This window comes from Maricaulis alexandrii (assembly GCF_005871165.1).
Taxonomy (GTDB): Bacteria; Pseudomonadota; Alphaproteobacteria; order Caulobacterales; family Maricaulaceae; genus Maricaulis; species Maricaulis alexandrii.
The window spans coordinates 58,077-77,195 of record NZ_SWKP01000005.1 but is presented as its reverse complement, the minus strand read 5'-3'; the positions used below and the strand labels follow the sequence as shown (position 1 = coordinate 77,195).

Genomic DNA, 19,119 nt, shown 5'->3' with positions numbered 1-19,119 from the left:
GGTCTAGTGAATGCCTGTCAGGACGAGTTTCTGGATGCGCCGGCCCGTACCGACCTCACTGGTGTAGAGATTGCCCTCACTGTCGACCTCGACACTGTGCAGCCAGGTGAACTGGCCTGGCTGGCGACCAATCCGGCCCATCACGGCGATGGGTTCAAGGGTTTCACGGTTATAAATCCAGATCCGGCTGTTCATCATCTCGGCGATGTAGACGAAGCGGCCGTCCGGCGAGAAGGCGATGTCCGTGACCGAGCGCGTGCCGCCGGAATTGGGCGAGACGACGATGTCCTGGACGAATTCCAGATCGCCGTCGGCCGTGCGCCGGAAGACCTGGGCGCGATTATTGCGGCGGTCGCAGACGAAGATCAGCCCGTCATCCGTACCGGCGATGCAGTGCAGGATGTCACCGAATTCCGGACTTTCCGGATCGGCGCCGCCATCGGCCGTGCTGGTGGCCTGGCTCTGGTCGAACTGGCCATCGCGCGTGCCGCTGCCCGGCTCATTGCCATAGGCACCCCACAGCCCGCCGAAATCGCCGTCTTCGCCCGTGAAGCGGATGATACGCTTGTTGATATAGCCGTCTGCAATGAAGACCTCGCCATCCTCGGCGAAGATGTCGGCCGGATTGCCCAGATGGGCTTCGTCAAGATTGCCCCCGGTCTCGCCATGGCGGCCGATGGAGCGGATGAACTCGCCCTCTTCGGTGAAGTTCAGGACGACATGGTCGCCATCGCCATTGCCCGCGACCCAGATCGTATTGTCCGCATCGACATAGATGCCGTGGATATTGTTCGGCCACTGGCTCTCACCCTCGATGACCGGACCGGTCTCCGGTCCGCCGAACCCGCCCAGATAGCGCCCTTCCGTGTCAAAGCTGACAATGGTCGGCGCCGGCCGGCAGCACACGGCGATGGGCGGATCCTGCGCCAGGCCGGTATCGGTGCCCGTCAGGGTATGCGGCCGGTGCACGGCCCAGATACGGTCCTGATTGTCGACCGTGATGCCGGGCACCTGCCCCAGGATCATGTCGGACGGCATGTCGGGCCAGGCGGCATCCACCATGAAGCGCGGGAAGTCCGCATCCGGGTCGATGATCTCCACATGAAGCGGCACCAGGGCCGGTTCGGCGGACGTGTCGTCCTGGGCCAGGGCCTCGAAGCCCGGCACCATCAGGGCCATGGCCCCGGCAAGGGTGTGGCGGGCGTCCATCAGCGAGCGTGCAAACATGTCTGTCCTCCAGTCTCTGGGGGCAATAAAGGGCGAATTTATTCGTCGGCCAGTTGGGCTTCCTGATCGGCAATCCAGTCCAGCATCTTCGCTTCCAGCGCCGAGAGCGGCATGGCGCCGTCCTGTAGAAGCGTGTCGTGGAAATCGCGGATGTCGAAATCGGCGCCGAGACGGTCTTCCGCCTGGGCGCGCAGATCCCGCATCAAAAGCTCGCCGGACTTGTAGGCCAGCGCCTGGCCCGGCCAGGAGATATAGCGTTCCACCTCGGTGCGGACATTGTGCGGGGCCAGGGCGGAATTCTCCAGCAGGCAGGCCTCCGCCTGTTCGCGGGTCCAGCCCATATAGTGCATGCCGGTATCCACCACGAGGCGGCAGGCGCGCCACATCTCATAGGTCAGGCGGCCGAATTCCTCATAGGGCGTCGTGTAGAGGCCCATATCGGTGGCCAGTGTCTCGGTATAGAGACCCCAGCCCTCCCCGAAGGCGGTGATATAGCTGTCGCGGCGGAAATCCGGGACGTTTTCCAATTCCTGGGCGATGGAGATCTGGTGGTGATGGCCCGGCACGGCTTCGTGCACGGTCAGTGCCGGCAGGGTGTAGAGCGGGCGCTGGGTCAGGTCATACGTGTTCACCATATACCCGCCGGCGACGCCATTCTCGAGGCTGCCCGGCCAGTAGCGGCCGGTCGTATAGGTCGGGGCCATCGTGTCCGGTACCGGGCGCACGCCATAGGGCAGGCGCGGCAGGTGACCGAAGAAGCGCGGCATCTGGTCATCGGCCCGTTTGGCGATCCAGGACGCATACATCAGCAATTCTTCCGGCGTTTCCGCATAGAATTGCGGGTCGGTGCGCAGGAAGTGCAGGAATTCCTCGAAACTGCCCTCGAAGCCGGACCGCTCGATCACCTCGTCCATTTCGGCACGGATGCGGGCAACCTCGTTGAGACCGCGCTGGTGGACTTCCTCGGGCGAGGTATCCAGCGTCGTGTGATAGCGCACCAGGGCCTGGTAGTATTCGCGGCCCTCGGGCACTTCGGAAATGCCGATACTGGTGCGGGTCTGCGGAATGTAGGTGTCGCGGAAATAGGCCAGCAGATCGCGGTAGGCCGGCAGGGCCGCTTCGTCGATCGCGGCCTGGGTTGCCGCTCGCAGCCGGTCCTTCTCGGCCTCGTCCATGCCGGCCGGAAGCTGCTCCATCGGGGCCATGAGGATGCTGGACAATGTGTCGGCATCGCTCAGGGAAGCGATCTGGCTCTCGGCCAGTTCGGCAATCAGTCGCGGCTGGGTGAAACCGTCTTCCAGACCCTGGTTCATCCAGTCGATATTGGCCTGGAAATAGTCCGGCAGGGCCCGCAGGCGGGCAATCCACGCCTCGGCCTGTTCGGTATTGCGCGGCCGGGTGGATCCGGCGGCATAGGAGGGCCAGCTGAAGAAGCCGCTATCATTGGAAAACGGCATGCGCGCGTCTTCATAGGGTGCCAGTTCCACACTGTAGCGCAGCAGATAGTCCAGCACGTCATAGGATGTCCGGTCATTCCGGCTCAGCCCTTCCGGGTCGATGTTTTGCAGCCGTTCCAGGAAGCCGATCTCGGCCTGGGTGGCCTCATTGAGAGCGTCGCGGGAGATGTCCGGCCACTGGCTCATCGCCTCGACATCGCCGGCCTGGGCGCGCCGTTGCAGGCTTTCCTCCGCCTGCCAGGCCTCGAAATCCTCGATCAGGCTGGCAAAGGCGGCGCTGGCCTCGCTGTCCGTGGCGGTTTGTCCGGAGGCCTGGTCTGCCGGGGTGTCAGGTGCCGAAACGGGGGCGGTTTGTGCCGAAGCCGTCTCGGACGGACCGGTATCCGCCTCGCCGGCATTCGGGCTGCAGGCGGCGAGCAGCAGGACACAGGCGCCGCTCAGCGCGGTGGATACCAGGCGATACTTCATTGGAATTCTCCCCGTTTCGCCCGCAATCGGGCGTCAGACGCGCAGGAGAATGGCCTTGCCCGCCGCGCGGGACAAGGCCTGCGCGCAAACCGGGAATTCAGGGCATGGGCGAGGGCGGTGCCCCGGCATCCGTCCCGGCCAGCCGCGCCGTGCAGGCAGTTTCGTCATAGCCCGGTGCAGCGCTGTCGATCCGGGTGACGCTTTGACTGGTGCCATCCGTCGGCCAGTAGCTCAGCGTAAGCGTTTCGCCCTGCGGCGTGCGGACCTGGAGCACGGATTCTACCGCGGCATCGCCCACCGCGCCGCCCAGGCGTTGCTCGACCACCATGCCCGCCTCGAAACCGGCCGGTGCGGCGGGACCGTCCGGATCCACCGTCACGATCACAAATTCACCCGCCTCATTCCTGGCCCCTTCCATGCCATAGACGAAAACAGGCTCGTCGCGGGTCACCACCGGACCGCAGGCCCCGAACGTGTCTGCGTCCAGGGCGACCGGCTCGCCCTGTTCGATATGGCGGGTCATCAGGGCGGCAATGTCCAAGCCGGTAACCTGCTCGACCGTCTCGGCGAAGTGCAGCGGGGCCGGACGGTCCGCATCACGGGTGCGCATGGCCAGCAGGACATCATCCAGGTCAAACGCCCCGCCTGTTTCGGTCCGGACATGGTGATCCACCAGACCCGCGAACATCATGCCGCGCAGATAGGGCAGGCGCTGATAGTCCGCACGGGTCCAGAACCCGTTGATGATGTCTGCATTGGGCGCCTCACGGACCGGGTTGGCCCCGTATTCGGCGAAGGTCTCGTTCCAGGCCTCGATCGCCTGTTCGGCCGGCCAGACACCGGCCCGGACGGCGGCGCGTTGAGTGACGAAATCGGTGAAGCCTTCAGAGAACCAATAGCCCGCCGGTTCCTGTTCGCCCGTGATCGAGCCGCCCAGAAGGCGCGGATTCCAGGAATGCACATGCTCATGCATCAGGATCCGGGTGAGAATGTCCGGCGTGGCATTGGCGGTGGTGAAGAAGGCGAAGGCGTCGCCCAGATTGGTACCGCCCACACTCATCCACCCTTCCGGCGCCGTCAGCGGCAGAACGGTGACCAGATAGGGTTCGCTTTCCGTCGCCCAATAGGCGTGATTGGCGGCCACCACATCGCCCAGGGCGCGCATCATGGCCGCATCCTCGATCCCGGTCTCTCCCCGGATGGCGAGGCGAACGGGCGCGCCTGCGACCTCCATCTCGGAAATGCGGAAATCACCCGCGACCAGCACGCTCTCCATCAAGGCGTCGCGGGTCAGCCCGCCATGTTCAAGATCGGAGGCGAGGGTCCAGCCATCCGGCGTTTGGATCTGCACGGACACAGGCGTCTCCGCGTCCATGTCCGGCGCCACGAACACGGTATTGCCGATCAGGTGGACATAGCCGGGTTCGACATAGGGACGGTAGTAATCCCCGGCCTCGGCACTGGGCTCGCCCGGACGGTCCGGTTCGATCCGGTAGACCAGCTGCAGCGGGGCGCCCGGTGCGTGATGGACGATCATCTGGTCGGGCGTTTCGCCGGCCTCCATGTCGCCGCCGGTGACCTGGAGGTCCCGGACCAGGTTCCAGAGTTCGCCCTCGCCGCCCCATTCGCTGGGCAGATGGAGCAGGGTCTCACCGTCCGCTTCGCCCGCGAAATCGACGCGGATCATGACCCGGGAATCCGTATCCGTCTCGCTGATCGAGATCGCGTAATCGACAGGGTGCGCGCCCTGCAGCAGCAGGGCACCCGCCAGGCTGGCCAATATCGTGCTCATAATCCCCTCCGAACCACGCCCGTCAGATGCGCATCCAGCGTGTGGCGGGAAAATTAGCGCGAAATTACAATACGATCATGTGCGGACTGATTAGCGGTATTTGCGCTCCAGGCCGACCCGTTTGGCGACCATATTATTGACCATCCGGCCCGGCAGCATCTTCTGGAGCGACCAATTGGTCAGGCGCTGGGGCACGATGGCATAGCGAAAACGCGGCTTGTCCTGTGTCAGCGCCTTGAACACTCGATCGGCGATCTTCGAAGGCGGAAAGCCCTCCGGACCGTTCTTGGTCATCCAGTCCCGGATGCGCAGCATGGCATCGTAGAATCGCGTCTCGCGATAGGGTTCCGGATCGATATCCTGCGCCTTGTCCCAGATCGGTGTGGCGACGGCACCCGGTCCGATCACCACCACCTCGATCCCGTAGAGCATCAGCTCCCGTCGCAGGGATTTGGAGATGCCTTCCACGGCGTGTTTGGACGCCGCATAGGGGCCCAGGAAGGGCGCGCCCATCTCACCGGCAACCGAGGACATCATCACGATCCGGCCCGGTCCGCCGTCCAAGTCTTCATCGACGCCCAGCAAGGGGCCGAACGCCTGGGTGGCGCGCACCACGCCGGTGACATTCACATCCATCTGCCGCTGGAAATCCTCGACATCCAGATCGAGCATGGGCCCGGCCACGGCAATCCCGGCATTGTTGACCAAGCCTTTCAACGTCTGCCCGTCCAGCGCCTGACGGACCTGGTCGGCCGCCGTGTTCAGGCTGGCCGCATCGGTGACATCCATGATCAGCGGGGTGACGCGCTCGCCCAGCTCCTCGCGCAATCGCTCGCCATCTTCCGGTTTGCGGACACCGGCGAAGACCTGCCAGCCCTCAGCCACGAGGCGGGTGGTGCAAGCGTGTCCGATGCCGGTCGAGGCACCGGTGACGACGGCGGCAGGGCGGGGTGAGGTCATGTCAGGTCTCCGATCCGTTCGCTGACAATCTAGGGCCGCTTGCGGCGATTACCATGCTTTTCCCGGGCAAGTATGAACTTGTGATCGCCCTCACAAATATTAGTGAGACTTGGGCGAGTTAGAGGGTGTTTGTTGAGAATGGTTCTGAACAAATGCCCTCAAATGTCTGGAAGTTGTCAGCGGTGCACTTCGTCCGCGTTGACCCTGACACTTTGCGGCCTATTGTGCCCAGCAACATTGTCATGCCGCGTCGGCGCAGTCCGTGCGCGGTCCATCCGGATACACATTGCCGCATCACTACGGAAAGGCTGCCACATGGCTTCCGACTGGTCTGATCCGCGTCCGATGTCGCCACACCTTCAGGTCTGGCGCTGGCACGCGACCATGGCGTCCTCCATTCTTCACCGCGCAACCGGCATCGCCAATTATTTCGGCGCCGTCGCGATTGCCATCTGGGTGATCCTCCTGGCCTTCGGGGCCGAGGGATCGGTGGCCTTCCTGTTCGAGGGTCCGATGGCTTGGGTGACGCGTTTCGCGCTCATCGGCCTGACCTATGCGATCAGCTATCACTGGCTGAACGGTCTGCGTCACCTGGTCTGGGATTTCGGCAAGGGATACGACCCGAAAGGCTCGAACCTGCGCTCCATCCTGATCATGATCGGGGCGGTCATTCCGACGGCCCTGCTCTGGCTGAACCTGGGAGCCTGAAGATGACGGATTATCGTACACCTGCGGCCAAGGTCCGCGGTCTCGGCGCCTCCGGCCACGCCTCCAAGCACTGGATGGCCCACCGCGTCACGGCAATCGCGCTTTTCTTCCTGGCGCCGGTCTTCGTCTACATGCTCGCCATGTCCGGCGCACCGGACCCGGCCGCCGCCCGCGCCTTCTTCGCCTCCCCCATGGGCGCGATCATCACCCTGCTCACCCTGACCGCGGGCCTCGCCCACATGCGGTCGGGTATGCTCGAAGTGATCGAGGACTATATCCACAAGCCCTTCACCAAGACCGTTCTGGTTCTGGCGAACAGCTTCCTCACGATCGGGCTCTGGCTGGTGACGGCCTTCGCCCTTCTCAAACTCGCTCTGTAACGGACACGAAACACGATGGCCGAATACAACTGGATCGATCACACCTATGACGTGGTCGTCGTCGGCGCGGGCGGCTCGGGCCTCCGCGCGGCTCTGGGCGCCTCGCAAGCCGGTCTGAAGACCGCCTGCATCACCAAGGTCTTCCCGACCCGCTCGCACACGGTGGCCGCCCAGGGCGGTATCTCTGCCTCGCTGGGCAATATGGGTCAGGATGACTGGCGCTGGCACATGTATGACACCGTCAAGGGGTCGGACTGGCTGGGCGACCAGGACAGTATCGAATACCTGTGCCGCAATGCGCCGGAAGCCGTTTACGAGCTGGAACACTGGGGTGTGCCCTTCTCGCGCACCGAGGATGGCAAGATCTATCAGCGCGCCTTTGGCGGCATGACCCGGAATTATGGCGAAGGCCCGGTGCAGCGCACCTGTGCTGCCGCCGACCGGACCGGTCACGCCATCCTGCACACGCTGTACGGCCAGTCGGTTCGCAATGAGACCGAATTCTTCATCGAGTATTTCGCGCTCGACCTGATCATGGATGATGACGGAGCCTGCCGTGGCATCACCGCCTGGAAGCTGGATGACGGCACGCTGCACCGTTTCCGCGCCCAGACCGTGATCCTGGCGACGGGCGGTTATGGCCGCGCCTACTTCTCCGCCACCTCCGCTCACACCTGTACCGGTGATGGCAATGCCATGGTGCTGCGGGCCGGCCTGCCGCTGCAGGACATGGAATTCGTGCAATTCCACCCGACCGGCATCTATGGCGCCGGCTGCCTCATCACTGAGGGTGCTCGCGGTGAAGGCGGTTATCTGACGAACTCCGAAGGCGAGCGTTTCATGGAACGCTATGCGCCTTCCGCGAAGGATCTGGCCTCCCGTGACGTCGTGTCGCGTTCGATGACGATGGAAATCCGCGAAGGCCGCGGTGTCGGTGCCAATGGCGACCATATCCACCTTCACCTGGATCACCTCGACCCGGATATCCTGGCGGAACGCCTGCCCGGCATTTCCGAGAGTGCGCGCGTGTTTGCCGGTGTCGACGTCACCAAGGAACCGATCCCGGTTCTGCCGACGGTCCACTACAATATGGGTGGCATCCCGACCAATTATCACGGCGAAGTCCTCACCAAGGTGGGCGATGATCCCGATGCAGTCGTGCCGGGCCTGATGGCTGTGGGCGAAGCGGCCTGCGTCTCGGTCCATGGCGCCAACCGTCTCGGCTCCAATTCGCTGATCGACCTGGTCGTGTTCGGCCGCGCCGCCGGCCTGCGTGTCGGCGAGACGGTGAAAGCCGGTGCCAGCCAGAAGGAACTGACCGAGAAAGACGGCCAGGTCTCGCTGGACCGCCTGGACAAGTACCGCAATGCCAAGGGTGGCACGCCGACGGCCAAGATCCGCCTGGAAATGCAGAAGTCGATGCAGAACAATTGCGCCGTCTTCCGCACTGGCGACGTCCTCAAGGAAGGCGTCGAGGCGATCAAGAATGTCTATTCCGGCATGCCGGACATTGGCGTGACCGACCGCACCATGGTCTGGAACACCGACCTCATGGAAACCCTGGAGCTGGACAATCTCCTCGCCCAGGCCGCCGTGACCGTGAATGGCGCGGCCAACCGCGAAGAAAGCCGCGGTGCCCATGCCCGCGAGGACTTCCCGGACCGCAATGACGAGACGTGGATGAAACACACGCTCGCCTGGTGCGATGAGGCCGGCAATGTGAAGATCGACTACCGTCCGGTGCACACCTACACGATGTCCAACGACATCGCGTATATCGAGCCGAAGGCGCGGGTGTACTGATCATGGCGGCCACGGCCGGATATTCGGGGACGCCCCTGCCCAAGAAGCTCGGTCTCAAGGACGGGCTGAAGGTGGCGTTTCTCGGTCTTCCGGCCGAGCATGATGATCTGCGCTCTGCGGCCCTGTTTGCCGAGCAGAAATCCTCGGCCGAGCCGGGCGACGGGCTCGACTATGTGCATTATTTCACCAAGCTCCGGTCGGACTTCGAAACAGACCTGCCCCGCCTGCGCTCGGCTATCCAGCCGGCCGGCATGATTTGGGTCTCCTGGCCCAAGAAGGCCTCCAAGGTGGAAACCGACATGACCGAGGACGTGATCCGCGATGTCGCCCTGCCCATCGACCTGGTCGATGTGAAGGTCTGCGCCGTGGATGAGGTCTGGTCCGGACTGAAATTGATGATCCCGCGCGACAAGCGCGCCGTGAACTGAGTGAGGACCCTTTTATGGTTCAGCTGACACTTCCCCGCGGTTCCCAGCCCAAGAAGGGCAAGACCCACGCGGCGCCCGATGGGGCCAAGAATACCCGCACCTTCCGGATTTACCGCTACAGCCCGGAAAGCGGCGAGGGCCCGACCTGGGACACCTACAAGGTGGATCTGGATGATTGCGGCCCGATGGTTCTCGATGCCCTTTTGTGGATCAAGAACAATGTCGACGCCTCGCTGGCCTTTCGTCGCTCCTGCCGCGAAGGCGTGTGCGGATCCTGCTCGATGAATATCGGCGGCCGGAACACGATTGCCTGCACCTCCGGCATTGACGAGTACAAGGGCACGATCACGATTTCCCCGCTGCCGCACCAGCCGGTGGTCAAGGACCTGATCCCCGACCTGACCCAATTCTACGCCCAGCACGCTGCTGTGAAACCGTATCTGAAGACCGATACGCCGGCGCCGGAGAAGGAGTGGAAGCAGAGCCCGGAAGACCGCGAGAAGCTCGATGGCCTCTATGAGTGCATCATGTGCGCCTCCTGCTCCACGGCCTGCCCGTCCTATTGGTGGAATGGCGACAAATACATGGGCCCGGCGGCACTGTTGCAGGCCTATCGCTGGCTGGCCGACAGCCGCGACGAGGCCAAGGGCGAACGTCTGGACGATCTCAATGACCCGTTCAAACTCTATCGCTGCCACACCATCATGAATTGCGCCCAGGTCTGCCCGAAGGGTCTGAACCCGGCCGAGGCCATTGGCGAGATCAAGCAAATGATGGCTGAGCGCGACGGCTAGCCGCTGCGCGAACTTGCAAACTTTCAAAGCCCTGCCGGCCTCCGGCGGGGCTTTTTTGCGCTTACCAATTGGTAATGCCGCCGCAAGGCGCAGATTATTCCACACCCTGCTTAATGCCCGCCTGGGCTATAGGAGGGGAAAATGCTGTCTCAGATCGCCATCATCACACTCACCCTGTCTGCGCCGGGCACCGGGTTGCAGGGTGGATTCGGCGGCCGGATGGAGCCTTACACGCCGCAGCCCGAGAATGTTGAGTGGGCCGGGTTGAGTGGTGGCGCTGTCGAAGACGAACATGTCGGTGAACCCCATTGCAGGCCGTCAGACAGTTATCAAATCCACGCGGAGGTCCGCCATCAGGGTCCGTCGCCCCGTCTTCCGGCCATCACCGGCCAATATCAGCTGGACGGTGGTTTTTATGTCCGCGAGGTTGGCCCGAACCCGCCTGAACGGGTGCGGTCCGATGGGCCACGAAACAGCTAATTGCCCCAGGCCTGGGTCTCGCACATCTTGCGGAACATTTCGGTCACCTGCGCGTCGCTGCCATCATCCTTGTTCACGGTAAGCGCGCGACCGAATTCCAGCGAATACTGCGCGCCGGCTTTGCCCATCAGTCCGTGGAAGATCGTCATGTCTTTGAGTTCCTCATTCACCTGGGCGAGGGCGTAGTAGAGGAAGGGCATGCGCTGGCGCACGGCCAGCGGGATGATCGGTGCGCCGGCCTTGCGAGCCAGGCTGATCGCGGTCGGATGCCAGGGTTTCTCCCGCAATTGCCAGTCCGACCAGCTCCATTCCGACATGCGCCCGGACGGAAAGATCACCAGGCAGCGTTCCTCCTTGAAGGCGGTCATGGCCCGGCGCAGCAGGTCGCGGCTGTGATTGCGCGAGCGCTGATGGTCGCGCCATTCCACCGGGATGACGCGCTCCTCCAGACCCGGACAGACCCGCAGCGCGTCGGCATTGGCAAAATAGAGCATGTCGGGACGGCGGGCCTTGAGTGCGTCCCAGACCGCGATTCCGTCCGCAATCCCGCCGGGATGATTGGCCACCACGACACAGGGACCGGTTTCGGGAATATGGTCCAGGCCGGTCACCTTCTTGGTGAGGTCGAGATAGTCCGACGCCCAGTCTAGGCACTCTGTGCCACTGAGATCCGCGATCGCATCCGCCATGGCCACCGCCCGGCGATAGCCCAGCATGGGATAGCCGATGGCGCGGACCAGCGGCCAGAGCGGCGTGCCGATCAGTTTCGGAGCGCGTTCCTCGATCAGCGTGTCAACGATATGGGCCGGGACTGCGGGCACCGGATCCGGTTGGGTCGTCATGCTGTCAGGGAAACGCGGAATCCGGGTTTCGCGCAATCTGAAAACGCCGTGCAGCGGCTTATGGTTACCGGTTCCTTTATGAATTGGCCCGGCGATTGCGATGTGTCGGACAAGGATTAACCCCTTGTTCACGATCGGGACACGCCATGACCGCCACCACGAACCAGACTGCCGGCCGCATCCGCAAAATCGCTCAGCGCCGCACGCGTCGTCAGGACGAGTTCACGGCCGACTATATCGCCCTTGTGGTTCAGCCCGGCATGCGCACCGTCCAGATCGGCGGTAGTGATCTCGGGTCGGTCTGCCTGAAGCGTGGGGCACGTCACGAGATCATCGCGCCGATCGCCGCCATCGAGGCCCTGCAGGCCGATTGTGACCGCCGTCACATCCCGACCGATGCCCTGCGTGGCGGTCCGGCCCTGCGCAAGGATGACACCGCCCAGCCGATTGATCTGGTGATTATCGGTCCAGAGGTCGGCTTCCCGGTCATGGCCGGGAACTGGCGCCATGTTGCTGCCGCCATGCGCGAAAATGCGCTTCTGGTCCTGGTGGGCGCGGACCATGGTTCCTCGGCCCGCCTGGCCGATGCGCTGATGATGGACAATGCCTGGACGCTGCAGGAGCGCGCCTGCGGGGATGCAGCCGTTTTCCGGAAGGTCCAGCCGGTCCAGAAAGACCGGACCCTGGACACGTTGACCCAGGCCAGTCGCCCGGGCCGCCGTCCGCGCGGGGTTCGCCGCGGGCCGTTTGCCGGCCTGATGAACCGCTTCTTCCCGGCCAAGCCGCAGGATCGTTTGCGGACCTCCGGCTAGGGCGGCACGAGGCCTGCCTGGCAAGGCGGCTTGTCGCAAAACTTTCACCGAAACGGTAATCATTGGTCACGCAGGCGGTTTAGGCCGTTTGCATGACTGCTCGTGACGCTGTTTCCGGTTTTGCCGCCCTGTCGCACCCCGTTCGTCTGGCCCTGTTCCGCACCCTGTGCGACCAGGCTCCGGAACGGGCCTCTGCGGGTGAGCTGGCCCAGGGCTTTGACATCCCGCCCTCGACCATGACCGGTCATCTGCAAACGCTGGAACGCGCCGGCCTGATCAAGGCGGAACGCCGCTCCCGCTTCATGCTCTATTCGCTGAATGCCGAGGGCACGCGCCGTCTGGCCCGCTTCCTCCTGGAAGACTGCTGCCATCTGCGCCCGGAACTGGTCGGTACGGACGAAGAGGCCGAGGCCCAGGCCGACGCCCTGATGCGGGCCTCCTAGCCGCCCGGATTTTCCTTGGCACGTCATCGCCTGACCGTGAATTTCCAGCCGGAATCTTCACACTGTCAGCGCGTGCCGGTCGTCGCGCCTCGACACGCCGCCTTGCACATACTAAGTCAGCCGCGAGGCATTCGGCGCAAGACCGTTCCAAGATTTCCACCGGGAGTGACAAGACATGACGCGTGACATCCATCATTTCATCGACGGCAAGGCCCAGCCGGGCACGTCCGGCCGTTTTGGCGACGTCTTCAACCCGAATACGGGTGAGGTTCAGGCCCGCGTCCAGTTCGCGACCGATGATGAGGTGGCGCGTGCCGTCGAGACGGCCAAGACGGCCCAGGCCGAATGGGCTGCGATGAACCCGCAACGCCGGGCCCGGATCCTGATGACCTACAAGAACCTTGTCGAGGCCGAGATGGACGAGCTTGCCCATCTCCTCTCCTCCGAGCATGGCAAGGTCATCGCCGACGCCAAGGGCGATCTGATCCGCGGTCTGGAAGTGATCGAATTCGCCTGCGGTGTGCCGCACCTGATGAAGGGCGAATACACCGAGAGCGCCGGCCCGGGCATTGATGTCTATTCCATGCGCCAGCCGCTGGGCGTGGTCGCGGGCATTTCGCCGTTCAACTTCCCGGCCATGATCCCGATGTGGTTCATGGGCATGGCGCTGGCCACCGGCAATGCCATGATCCTGAAGCCGTCGGAGAAAGACCCGTCCGTCCCGGTCCGCCTGGCCGAGCTGATGATCGAGGCCGGTCTTCCGGAGGGCGTGCTCCAGGTCGTGCATGGTGACAAGAGCGCCGTCGATGCCCTGCTGCACAATGACGACATCAAGGCCGTCTCCTTTGTCGGCTCCTCCAATATCGCCCACTACATCGCCCAGACCTGCGCCCAGCAGGGCAAGCGTTTCCAGGCGATGGGTGGCGCGAAGAACCACGGCATCATCATGCCGGATGCGGATATGGACCAGGTGGTCAGCGACTTCCTGGGGGCGGCCTATGGCTCGGCCGGCGAACGCTGCATGGCGCTGCCTGTGGCTGTGCCGGTCGGCAAGGATACGGCGGACGAATTCGTCGGCCGCATGAAGGAAGAGGCCGCCAAGCTCAATGTCGGCATCTCTACCGATGCCGGCGCGCATTACGGCCCGGTCGTGTCGGCCGCTCACAAGGCGACGGTCGAGAAATGGATCCAGACCGGCGTCGATGAAGGCGCCGAGCTTCTGCTCGACGGTCGCGGCTTCCAGCTTCAGGGGCATGAAAACGGCTATTTCATCGGGCCGAGCCTGTTTGACCATGTGAAACCGTCCATGTCCTCTTATCAGGAAGAGATCTTTGGCCCGGTCCTGCAAGTGGTGCGCGCCGACAGCCTGGACGAGGCGGCGCATCTGCCGTCGGAACACCAGTACGGCAATGGCGTGGCGATTTTCACGCGCAACGGTCTGGCCGCCCGTGAATTCGCCAAGAAGGTCCAGGTCGGCATGGTCGGCATCAATGTGCCGATCCCGGTCCCGGTCGCCTATCACTCTTTCGGCGGCTGGAAGCGGTCCGCCTTCACCGATACCAACCAGTACGGCACGGACGGGATCCGCTTCTTCACCAAGATCAAGACGGTGACCCAGCGCTGGCCCACAGGCGATATCGGGGACCAGGCCTTCATCATCCCCACCATGCAATAGGTCAGAAAAAAACCCCCGGGCCGAAGGGTCCGGGGGTTTCTCTTGCGTGCGGCCCGAGAGAGGGGGGGTCAGGCCGCGCTTCCGCAATAATCCCCCAGCCAGTCCAGGGCGGTCGCGCGGGTATCAAACGTGCGCACATTGCCGGGCAGGACGTCGGTCAGACTGTCCAGAACCGTGTCGCGATAGTCCGGCGTCCAGCGACCGGAATACACATAGGCGACGCGGATGTGTGGGTCGAAGGCGAAGACCGAATTCTCCAGCAGTTCGGAGGTCAGGGTCGGTGAAGCCTGCGGTTCCACCTGAAGGCAATCGGCCAGCAGGCAGCGCAGCCCCTTTTCGCGGGCCACTTCGCGGGCTCGTTCAACGGCCCAGCCCGTTTCTCGTCGTGTAACAACGCCGTTGGCCACGATTTCGACAATCCGGCCATCGGCGGACAGGTCGACCCGTACCGCCATACTCAAACACCCATGGACAAGTTTCTTGTTCTTACTCTGGGCACGGTAGTTTTCGCGAACGGCGTTCGCCAGTATTTGTAAATGAGCAGTTGCTTGGATTTTGGGTTAACGGCAAACCCTTTGTTCTATGAAAATTCGTCATATGTATTGAATCAATGGCGTATGAGATTTTTACGGCGAAACCGGTTGCCAATTCACGGCTGCAGGCCGACCATGGTTTTCGGTGACCATACCGTTAACTGTAATTCGGGACTTGCCCATCATGTCGAGCTTCGACTTTCGCACCGTGCCCCACATCCATGCCGGAACGGGGTCGGCCTCCCAACTCGCCCGCATCGCTGCGCCCCTGATCGGGGACCGGGATCGCATCCTGATCGTGACCGACAAGGGGGTGCGCTCTTTCGGCCTGCTGGACGGCGCCGTCGCCGGGCTGGAGGCGGCAGGTCTCACCGTGGCGATCAATGACAGCGTGGTCGCGGATCCGCCGGAGGACATGGTTCTGGCGGCCGTCGAGGAGGCGCGGGAATTCGGCGCGCAACTGGTCATCGGTTTCGGGGGCGGATCCTCCATGGACACGGCCAAGCTGGTGGCCCTGCTTCTGGGGACGGATCAGCCCCTGGCCGACATGTATGGGGTCGATCAGGTGAAGGGCGACCGCCTGCCGCTCATCCTGATTCCGACGACGGCGGGAACCGGTTCGGAAGTGACGCCGATTTCCGTGGTCACGGTCGGAGAGACCGCCAAGATGGGCGTGAACGATCCCGTTCTTTACGGGGACATGGCGGTCCTGGACGCCGAGCTGACCTATGGCCTGCCGCGCCATGTCACGGCCGCGACCGGAATCGATGCCATGGTCCACGGGATCGAGGCCTATACCTCGAAAATCCACAAGAACCCGGTCTCCGACGCCCTTGCGCTGGCGGGTCTGAAGAAACTGCACGGCGCGATCGAGCGGGCCTGCACGAATGGCAAGGACACCGAGGCCCGCGAGGACATGCTGCTGGGTGCCCTGCTGACCGGTCAGGCCTTTGCCAACGCCCCGGTCGGGGCGGTCCACGCCCTGGCCTATCCGCTGGGCGGGATTTTCCACGTGCCGCACGGCCTGTCCAATTCGCTCATGCTGCCGCCAGTCCTGAAATACAATGCCGAGGTCGCCGAGCCGCTCTACACCGAGCTCGCCGCCCATATCGGCCTGGGCTCGCCCAGTGCCGGCGCGCTGATCGCAGAGATGGAGCGCATTGCCGACGCGGTGAAGATCGAGACCCGCCTGACCCAAGTCGGGGTCAGCCATAATGACCTGCCGCGCCTGGCCGAGGATGCGATGAAGGTCCAGCGCCTCCTGGTCAATAATCCGCGCGAAATGACGCTGGAAGCCGCTCAGGCCTGCTATGAGGCCGTGCTGTGATCGAGAAACGCCTGCGCCAGGATTACAAGCGCTTCCGCGACCTGCCGACGCGCTGGGCGGACAATGACATTTATGGCCACGTCAATAATGCGGCCTATTACGGCTTCTTCGACACAGCGGTGAACTGTTTCCTGATCGAGGAAGCGGGGCTTGATATCCATGAGGGCGGCGTGATCGGTCTCGTCGTGGAGACCGGCTGCAATTATTTTGCGGCCCTGGCCTATCCGGAACTGGTCCAGGCCGGGGTGCGGGTGTCCCGCATTGGCAATTCCTCCGTGCGCTATGAGATCGGCCTGTTCAAGGACGGCGAGGACGAGCCGGCCGCCCAGGGGCATTTTGTCCATGTCTATGTCGACCGCGAGACCCGGCGTCCGGTCGCCTTGCCGGACGCCATGCGCCAGGCGCTGGAAGCCGCCCATGCGTGAGGTCCGCCAGCCGGTCTGGTTGATCGTCGCGGTCGTCCTGGCCGTCTCGGCCCTGGTTTTCGCCCTGGTGCGGATCTGGCCGGCGGGCTGACCGCGCTTTGCCATTGACCTTCGCGGGCGCAGCACCCAAGCCTTGCGCTCATGACGACGCCGCTTGATCTCTGGCGCCAGCGTATCGACGCGGGCAGCCTCAATCCCGATCCCGACCAGGAGCGGGCCGCGGCGGCACTGAGTGACCTTTCGGCCCGTCTGGTCGATTGGAAGCCGGGCGCGAAATCCCTGTTCGGCAAGGCCAAGCCGGCCCCCAAGGGGCTTTATCTCTGGGGTGGGGTGGGCCGCGGCAAGTCCATGCTGATGGACCTCTTCATCGAGACCGCGCCGGTGCGGGATCGTCGCCGCGCGCATTTTCACGAATTCATGCAGGACGCCCATGCCCGCATCAATCGCTGGCGCCAGCTGACCAAGGCCGAGCGCCGCCGCCAGCCGGAATATGTCAAAGGTGCGGGCGATGATCCCATTCCGCCGGTCGCTCGCGGATTGGCCAGCGAAGCCCGCCTTCTGGCTTTTGATGAGTTCCAGGTCACCGACATCGCCGACGCCATGATCCTCGGCCGCCTGTTTGAGGGCTTGTTTGCCGAAGGGGTTGTCGTGGTGGCGACCTCCAACCGCTATCCGGACGATCTCTACAAGGACGGGATCAACCGTCAGCTTTTTCTGCCCTTCATTGATCTGCTCAAGCAGAAGCTGGACATGTTCGAGCTGGATGGCGGGGTCGATCACCGCCTGCGCCAGCTGGAAGCGGCCCCGGTCTATTACTGCCCGCTCGACGCCGACGCTGAACTGGCCATGGACAAGGCCTGGGCTCGTCTCACCTCGGGCGCGGCACCGCAATCCTGCACGCTGGAGGTCAATGGCCGCGAATGGGTGGTCGAGCGGGAAGTGGCGGGCGTGGCCCGTTTCACCTTCCCGGAACTGTGCGCCCGAGCCTTCGGTGCCGCCGACTATCTGGCCGTCGCCGACCGTTTCCACACCGTCCTGCTCGACCGGGTGCCGCGCCTGTCACCGGACAAGCGCAATGAGGCCAAGCGCTTCGTGACCCTGATCGATACGCTCTATGAGGCCCGCACCAAGCTGGTGATGAGCGCCGACGCCGAACCGGAGGATCTCTATCCGGCCGGCGATGGTGCCTTCGAGTTCGAACGCACCGCCTCGCGCCTGATGGAAATGCGCACGCATGATTATCTGGCGGCCGAGCGCGAAGGGCCGGGCCGGGACTAGTCGCCGGCGGCATCCCAGTGGAACAGCATTTCGGTGTCCCCGGACAGATCCGCGATCCGGGCCGTCAATCTGTCGCCGCTGCGCCAGTACTCGATCACTTGCGGGAAATCATGATCCGGGTTTTCGAACCGCACTTCCTGCCAGTCCCGGCTGACCTGGGTGAAGCAGGTTGCCGGTCTCCCACCCGGCTGCGCGCAAAAGCGCACCCCGTCCGCGTCGGACTCGATCCGCAGGAATTCAAAGGACACGGCTTCGCCATTCACCAGGGTCCGGTTGAACCCGAGCATGAGCCCGCCTGCCATGTCGCTCCAGCTCTCCATGATCACGGGGTCGTCGCCCTGGCTGCGCCATGTCCCCGTCATCCAGTCCAGTCCGGTTTCCTGGGCACCGGCCCGGCCACCGGTCAGGGCCAGTCCGGTGAGGGCGAGGGCGAATATCAGTCGGTGCATGTCACGGCCTCCCTGGCAGTCCGCCGCAGCATGCCACGTCTGGATTGAAATGTAACCTTGACGTTCCTTTATGTCACCTATAGGTAACTTGTCACCTCAAGGTGACATGAGCGCGGATCGTCCGCGCCTTGGCTGAATTCGAGACGACGGAGTGACCGGCATGGACCATGAACAGAAAATTGCGCGCCTGCTGCGTCTGCGCGACCGGGTGATCTGGGTGTCGGCCATCGGCTTCCTGGTCTGGCAGGGTGGCTGGCTGGCCACGGATCTGGTCACGGCCGGTCTGCCGATGATGTTCGCGCGTTTCGCCAGCGCGGCGGGTGGCGTTCTGTGGGCCGCCGCGACGCTGGCGCTTTTCATCTATTATCGCGAGGTAAAGAAGGCCCGCGCGGGAGCCGAGCTCAATGACGAGCTGGCCCGCTACCGCCAGGACCGCGCCTTCCTGGCCGGCTATTGGATCCTCCTGGCCGCGCTGGCCGGCCTGCTCGGTCTGGAAGGCTTTGTCGCGATTGATCCCGGCGTGCTTTTGCGCACGCTGGTCATCCTGGCCGTGGTCGCGCCGCTGACCGTCTTTCTCTGGCTCGACCGGGATGGGGAGGCGGCCTCGTGAAGCCCACGGCCGGCGGGTCACAACTCGCCAATTCCCTGCGGGAGCTGCGGGCGCGCAGCGGCCTGACCCAGGCCCAGCTTGCCGAACGGGTCGGTGTCACGCGCAAGACGATCAATACGGTGGAGAACCGGGTTTTCGTGCCCTCGACCATTCTCGCATTGAAGCTCGCCGAAGCGCTGGGGGTAACGGTGGAGGAGGTTTTCCGTCTGGAAGACTAGCTTTTCCCGG

Annotated in this window: 21 protein-coding genes; 14 read left to right on the top strand and 7 right to left on the bottom strand. The window is 63.8% G+C overall.

Annotated elements, in window-relative coordinates; genetic code table 11:
- Window positions 1-3 precede the first annotated feature (3 nt).
- The 4 genes from FCS99_RS03700 to FCS99_RS03685 all read right to left on the bottom strand — a co-directional run bounded on the left by FCS99_RS03700 (window position 4) and on the right by FCS99_RS03685 (window position 5,904).
- The gene (locus tag FCS99_RS03700; protein ID WP_138510728.1) at window positions 4-1,227 is read right to left on the bottom strand and encodes a beta-propeller fold lactonase family protein; all 1,224 of its coding nucleotides are present in this window, start codon (window positions 1,225-1,227) and stop codon (window positions 4-6) included.
- Window positions 1,228-1,265: 38 nt separating this feature from the next.
- The gene (locus FCS99_RS03695; RefSeq protein WP_138510727.1) at window positions 1,266-3,152 is read right to left on the bottom strand and encodes a DUF885 domain-containing protein; all 1,887 of its coding nucleotides are present in this window, start codon (window positions 3,150-3,152) and stop codon (window positions 1,266-1,268) included.
- A gap of 97 nt (window positions 3,153-3,249) precedes the next feature.
- Window positions 3,250-4,944 (bottom strand): M61 family metallopeptidase, encoded by a 1,695-nt coding sequence (locus FCS99_RS03690; protein ID WP_138510726.1) that lies wholly within the window; start codon window positions 4,942-4,944, stop codon window positions 3,250-3,252.
- Between the two features lie 90 nt (window positions 4,945-5,034).
- Complete coding sequence (locus FCS99_RS03685) at window positions 5,035-5,904, bottom strand: SDR family oxidoreductase (protein ID WP_138510725.1); 870 nt, start codon at window positions 5,902-5,904, stop codon at window positions 5,035-5,037.
- A 315-nt stretch (window positions 5,905-6,219) separates the two neighbouring features.
- On the opposite strand from FCS99_RS03685, the gene sdhC reads away from it, so the two are divergent.
- From sdhC to FCS99_RS03655, 6 genes are all read left to right on the top strand, one after another.
- Window positions 6,220-6,612 (top strand): succinate dehydrogenase, cytochrome b556 subunit, encoded by a 393-nt coding sequence (gene sdhC, locus FCS99_RS03680; RefSeq protein ID WP_138510723.1) that lies wholly within the window; start codon window positions 6,220-6,222, stop codon window positions 6,610-6,612.
- A 2-nt stretch (window positions 6,613-6,614) separates the two neighbouring features.
- On the top strand, window positions 6,615-6,992 hold the full coding sequence (gene sdhD / locus FCS99_RS03675; RefSeq protein WP_138510721.1) for a succinate dehydrogenase, hydrophobic membrane anchor protein: 378 nt from the start codon (window positions 6,615-6,617) through the stop codon (window positions 6,990-6,992).
- A gap of 15 nt (window positions 6,993-7,007) precedes the next feature.
- Window positions 7,008-8,795 carry a succinate dehydrogenase flavoprotein subunit gene (gene sdhA / locus FCS99_RS03670; RefSeq protein WP_138510719.1) on the top strand — a complete coding sequence of 596 codons (1,788 nt, stop codon included), beginning with the start codon at window positions 7,008-7,010 and terminating at the stop codon, window positions 8,793-8,795.
- A 2-nt stretch (window positions 8,796-8,797) separates the two neighbouring features.
- Entirely contained in the window at window positions 8,798-9,223 is a 426-nt protein-coding gene (locus FCS99_RS03665; RefSeq protein WP_138510717.1) for a DUF3052 domain-containing protein, read from the top strand.
- A gap of 14 nt (window positions 9,224-9,237) precedes the next feature.
- Window positions 9,238-10,017, top strand: a complete 780-nt coding sequence (locus FCS99_RS03660; protein ID WP_138510715.1) for a succinate dehydrogenase iron-sulfur subunit — start codon at window positions 9,238-9,240, stop codon at window positions 10,015-10,017.
- A gap of 141 nt (window positions 10,018-10,158) precedes the next feature.
- Window positions 10,159-10,497 (top strand): hypothetical protein, encoded by a 339-nt coding sequence (locus FCS99_RS03655; RefSeq protein ID WP_138510713.1) that lies wholly within the window; start codon window positions 10,159-10,161, stop codon window positions 10,495-10,497.
- Here the strand turns inward: FCS99_RS03655 and FCS99_RS03650 are convergent.
- Window positions 10,494-11,339, bottom strand: coding sequence for a 1-acyl-sn-glycerol-3-phosphate acyltransferase (locus tag FCS99_RS03650; RefSeq protein WP_138510711.1), 846 nt, complete (start codon window positions 11,337-11,339; stop codon window positions 10,494-10,496). The two genes, FCS99_RS03655 and FCS99_RS03650, sit on opposite strands and share 4 nt — an antisense overlap.
- Window positions 11,340-11,485: 146 nt before the next feature.
- Here FCS99_RS03650 and FCS99_RS03645 point away from each other — a divergent pair, with 146 nt between their 5' ends.
- The 3 genes from FCS99_RS03645 to FCS99_RS03635 all read left to right on the top strand — a co-directional run bounded on the left by FCS99_RS03645 (window position 11,486) and on the right by FCS99_RS03635 (window position 14,269).
- Entirely contained in the window at window positions 11,486-12,151 is a 666-nt protein-coding gene (locus FCS99_RS03645) for a hypothetical protein (protein ID WP_138510709.1), read from the top strand.
- A 92-nt stretch (window positions 12,152-12,243) separates the two neighbouring features.
- Window positions 12,244-12,594, top strand: a complete 351-nt coding sequence (locus tag FCS99_RS03640) for an ArsR/SmtB family transcription factor (protein WP_138510706.1) — start codon at window positions 12,244-12,246, stop codon at window positions 12,592-12,594.
- Window positions 12,595-12,769: 175 nt separating this feature from the next.
- Complete coding sequence (locus tag FCS99_RS03635) at window positions 12,770-14,269, top strand: CoA-acylating methylmalonate-semialdehyde dehydrogenase (RefSeq protein WP_138510704.1); 1,500 nt, start codon at window positions 12,770-12,772, stop codon at window positions 14,267-14,269.
- 68 nt (window positions 14,270-14,337) lie between these two features.
- Here FCS99_RS03635 and FCS99_RS03630 read toward each other — a convergent pair whose 3' ends face one another.
- A complete protein-coding gene (locus FCS99_RS03630) occupies window positions 14,338-14,724 on the bottom strand; it encodes a hypothetical protein (protein ID WP_138510702.1) in 387 nt (128 codons plus the stop codon).
- A gap of 262 nt (window positions 14,725-14,986) precedes the next feature.
- On the opposite strand from FCS99_RS03630, the gene FCS99_RS03625 reads away from it, so the two are divergent.
- The 3 genes from FCS99_RS03625 to zapE all read left to right on the top strand — a co-directional run bounded on the left by FCS99_RS03625 (window position 14,987) and on the right by zapE (window position 17,832).
- Window positions 14,987-16,129 carry an iron-containing alcohol dehydrogenase gene (locus FCS99_RS03625; protein ID WP_138510700.1) on the top strand — a complete coding sequence of 381 codons (1,143 nt, stop codon included), beginning with the start codon at window positions 14,987-14,989 and terminating at the stop codon, window positions 16,127-16,129.
- Window positions 16,126-16,554 (top strand): acyl-CoA thioesterase, encoded by a 429-nt coding sequence (locus FCS99_RS03620; protein WP_138510698.1) that lies wholly within the window; start codon window positions 16,126-16,128, stop codon window positions 16,552-16,554. Before FCS99_RS03625 ends, FCS99_RS03620 begins: the two co-directional genes overlap by 4 nt.
- A gap of 141 nt (window positions 16,555-16,695) precedes the next feature.
- Window positions 16,696-17,832, top strand: a complete 1,137-nt coding sequence (zapE, locus tag FCS99_RS03615) for a cell division protein ZapE (protein ID WP_138510696.1) — start codon at window positions 16,696-16,698, stop codon at window positions 17,830-17,832.
- Here zapE and FCS99_RS03610 read toward each other — a convergent pair.
- The gene (locus tag FCS99_RS03610; protein WP_138510694.1) at window positions 17,829-18,281 is read right to left on the bottom strand and encodes a DUF6265 family protein; all 453 of its coding nucleotides are present in this window, start codon (window positions 18,279-18,281) and stop codon (window positions 17,829-17,831) included. The two genes, zapE and FCS99_RS03610, sit on opposite strands and share 4 nt — an antisense overlap.
- Before the next feature lie 160 nt (window positions 18,282-18,441).
- Between FCS99_RS03610 and FCS99_RS03605 the strand changes: the two genes are divergently transcribed.
- Both FCS99_RS03605 and FCS99_RS03600 read left to right on the top strand, forming a co-directional pair.
- Window positions 18,442-18,891, top strand: coding sequence for a hypothetical protein (locus FCS99_RS03605; RefSeq protein ID WP_138510692.1), 450 nt, complete (start codon window positions 18,442-18,444; stop codon window positions 18,889-18,891).
- Entirely contained in the window at window positions 18,888-19,109 is a 222-nt protein-coding gene (locus FCS99_RS03600; RefSeq protein ID WP_138510690.1) for a helix-turn-helix transcriptional regulator, read from the top strand. The genes FCS99_RS03605 and FCS99_RS03600 overlap by 4 nt, the downstream gene beginning before the upstream one ends.
- Window positions 19,110-19,119: the final 10 nt, after the last annotated feature.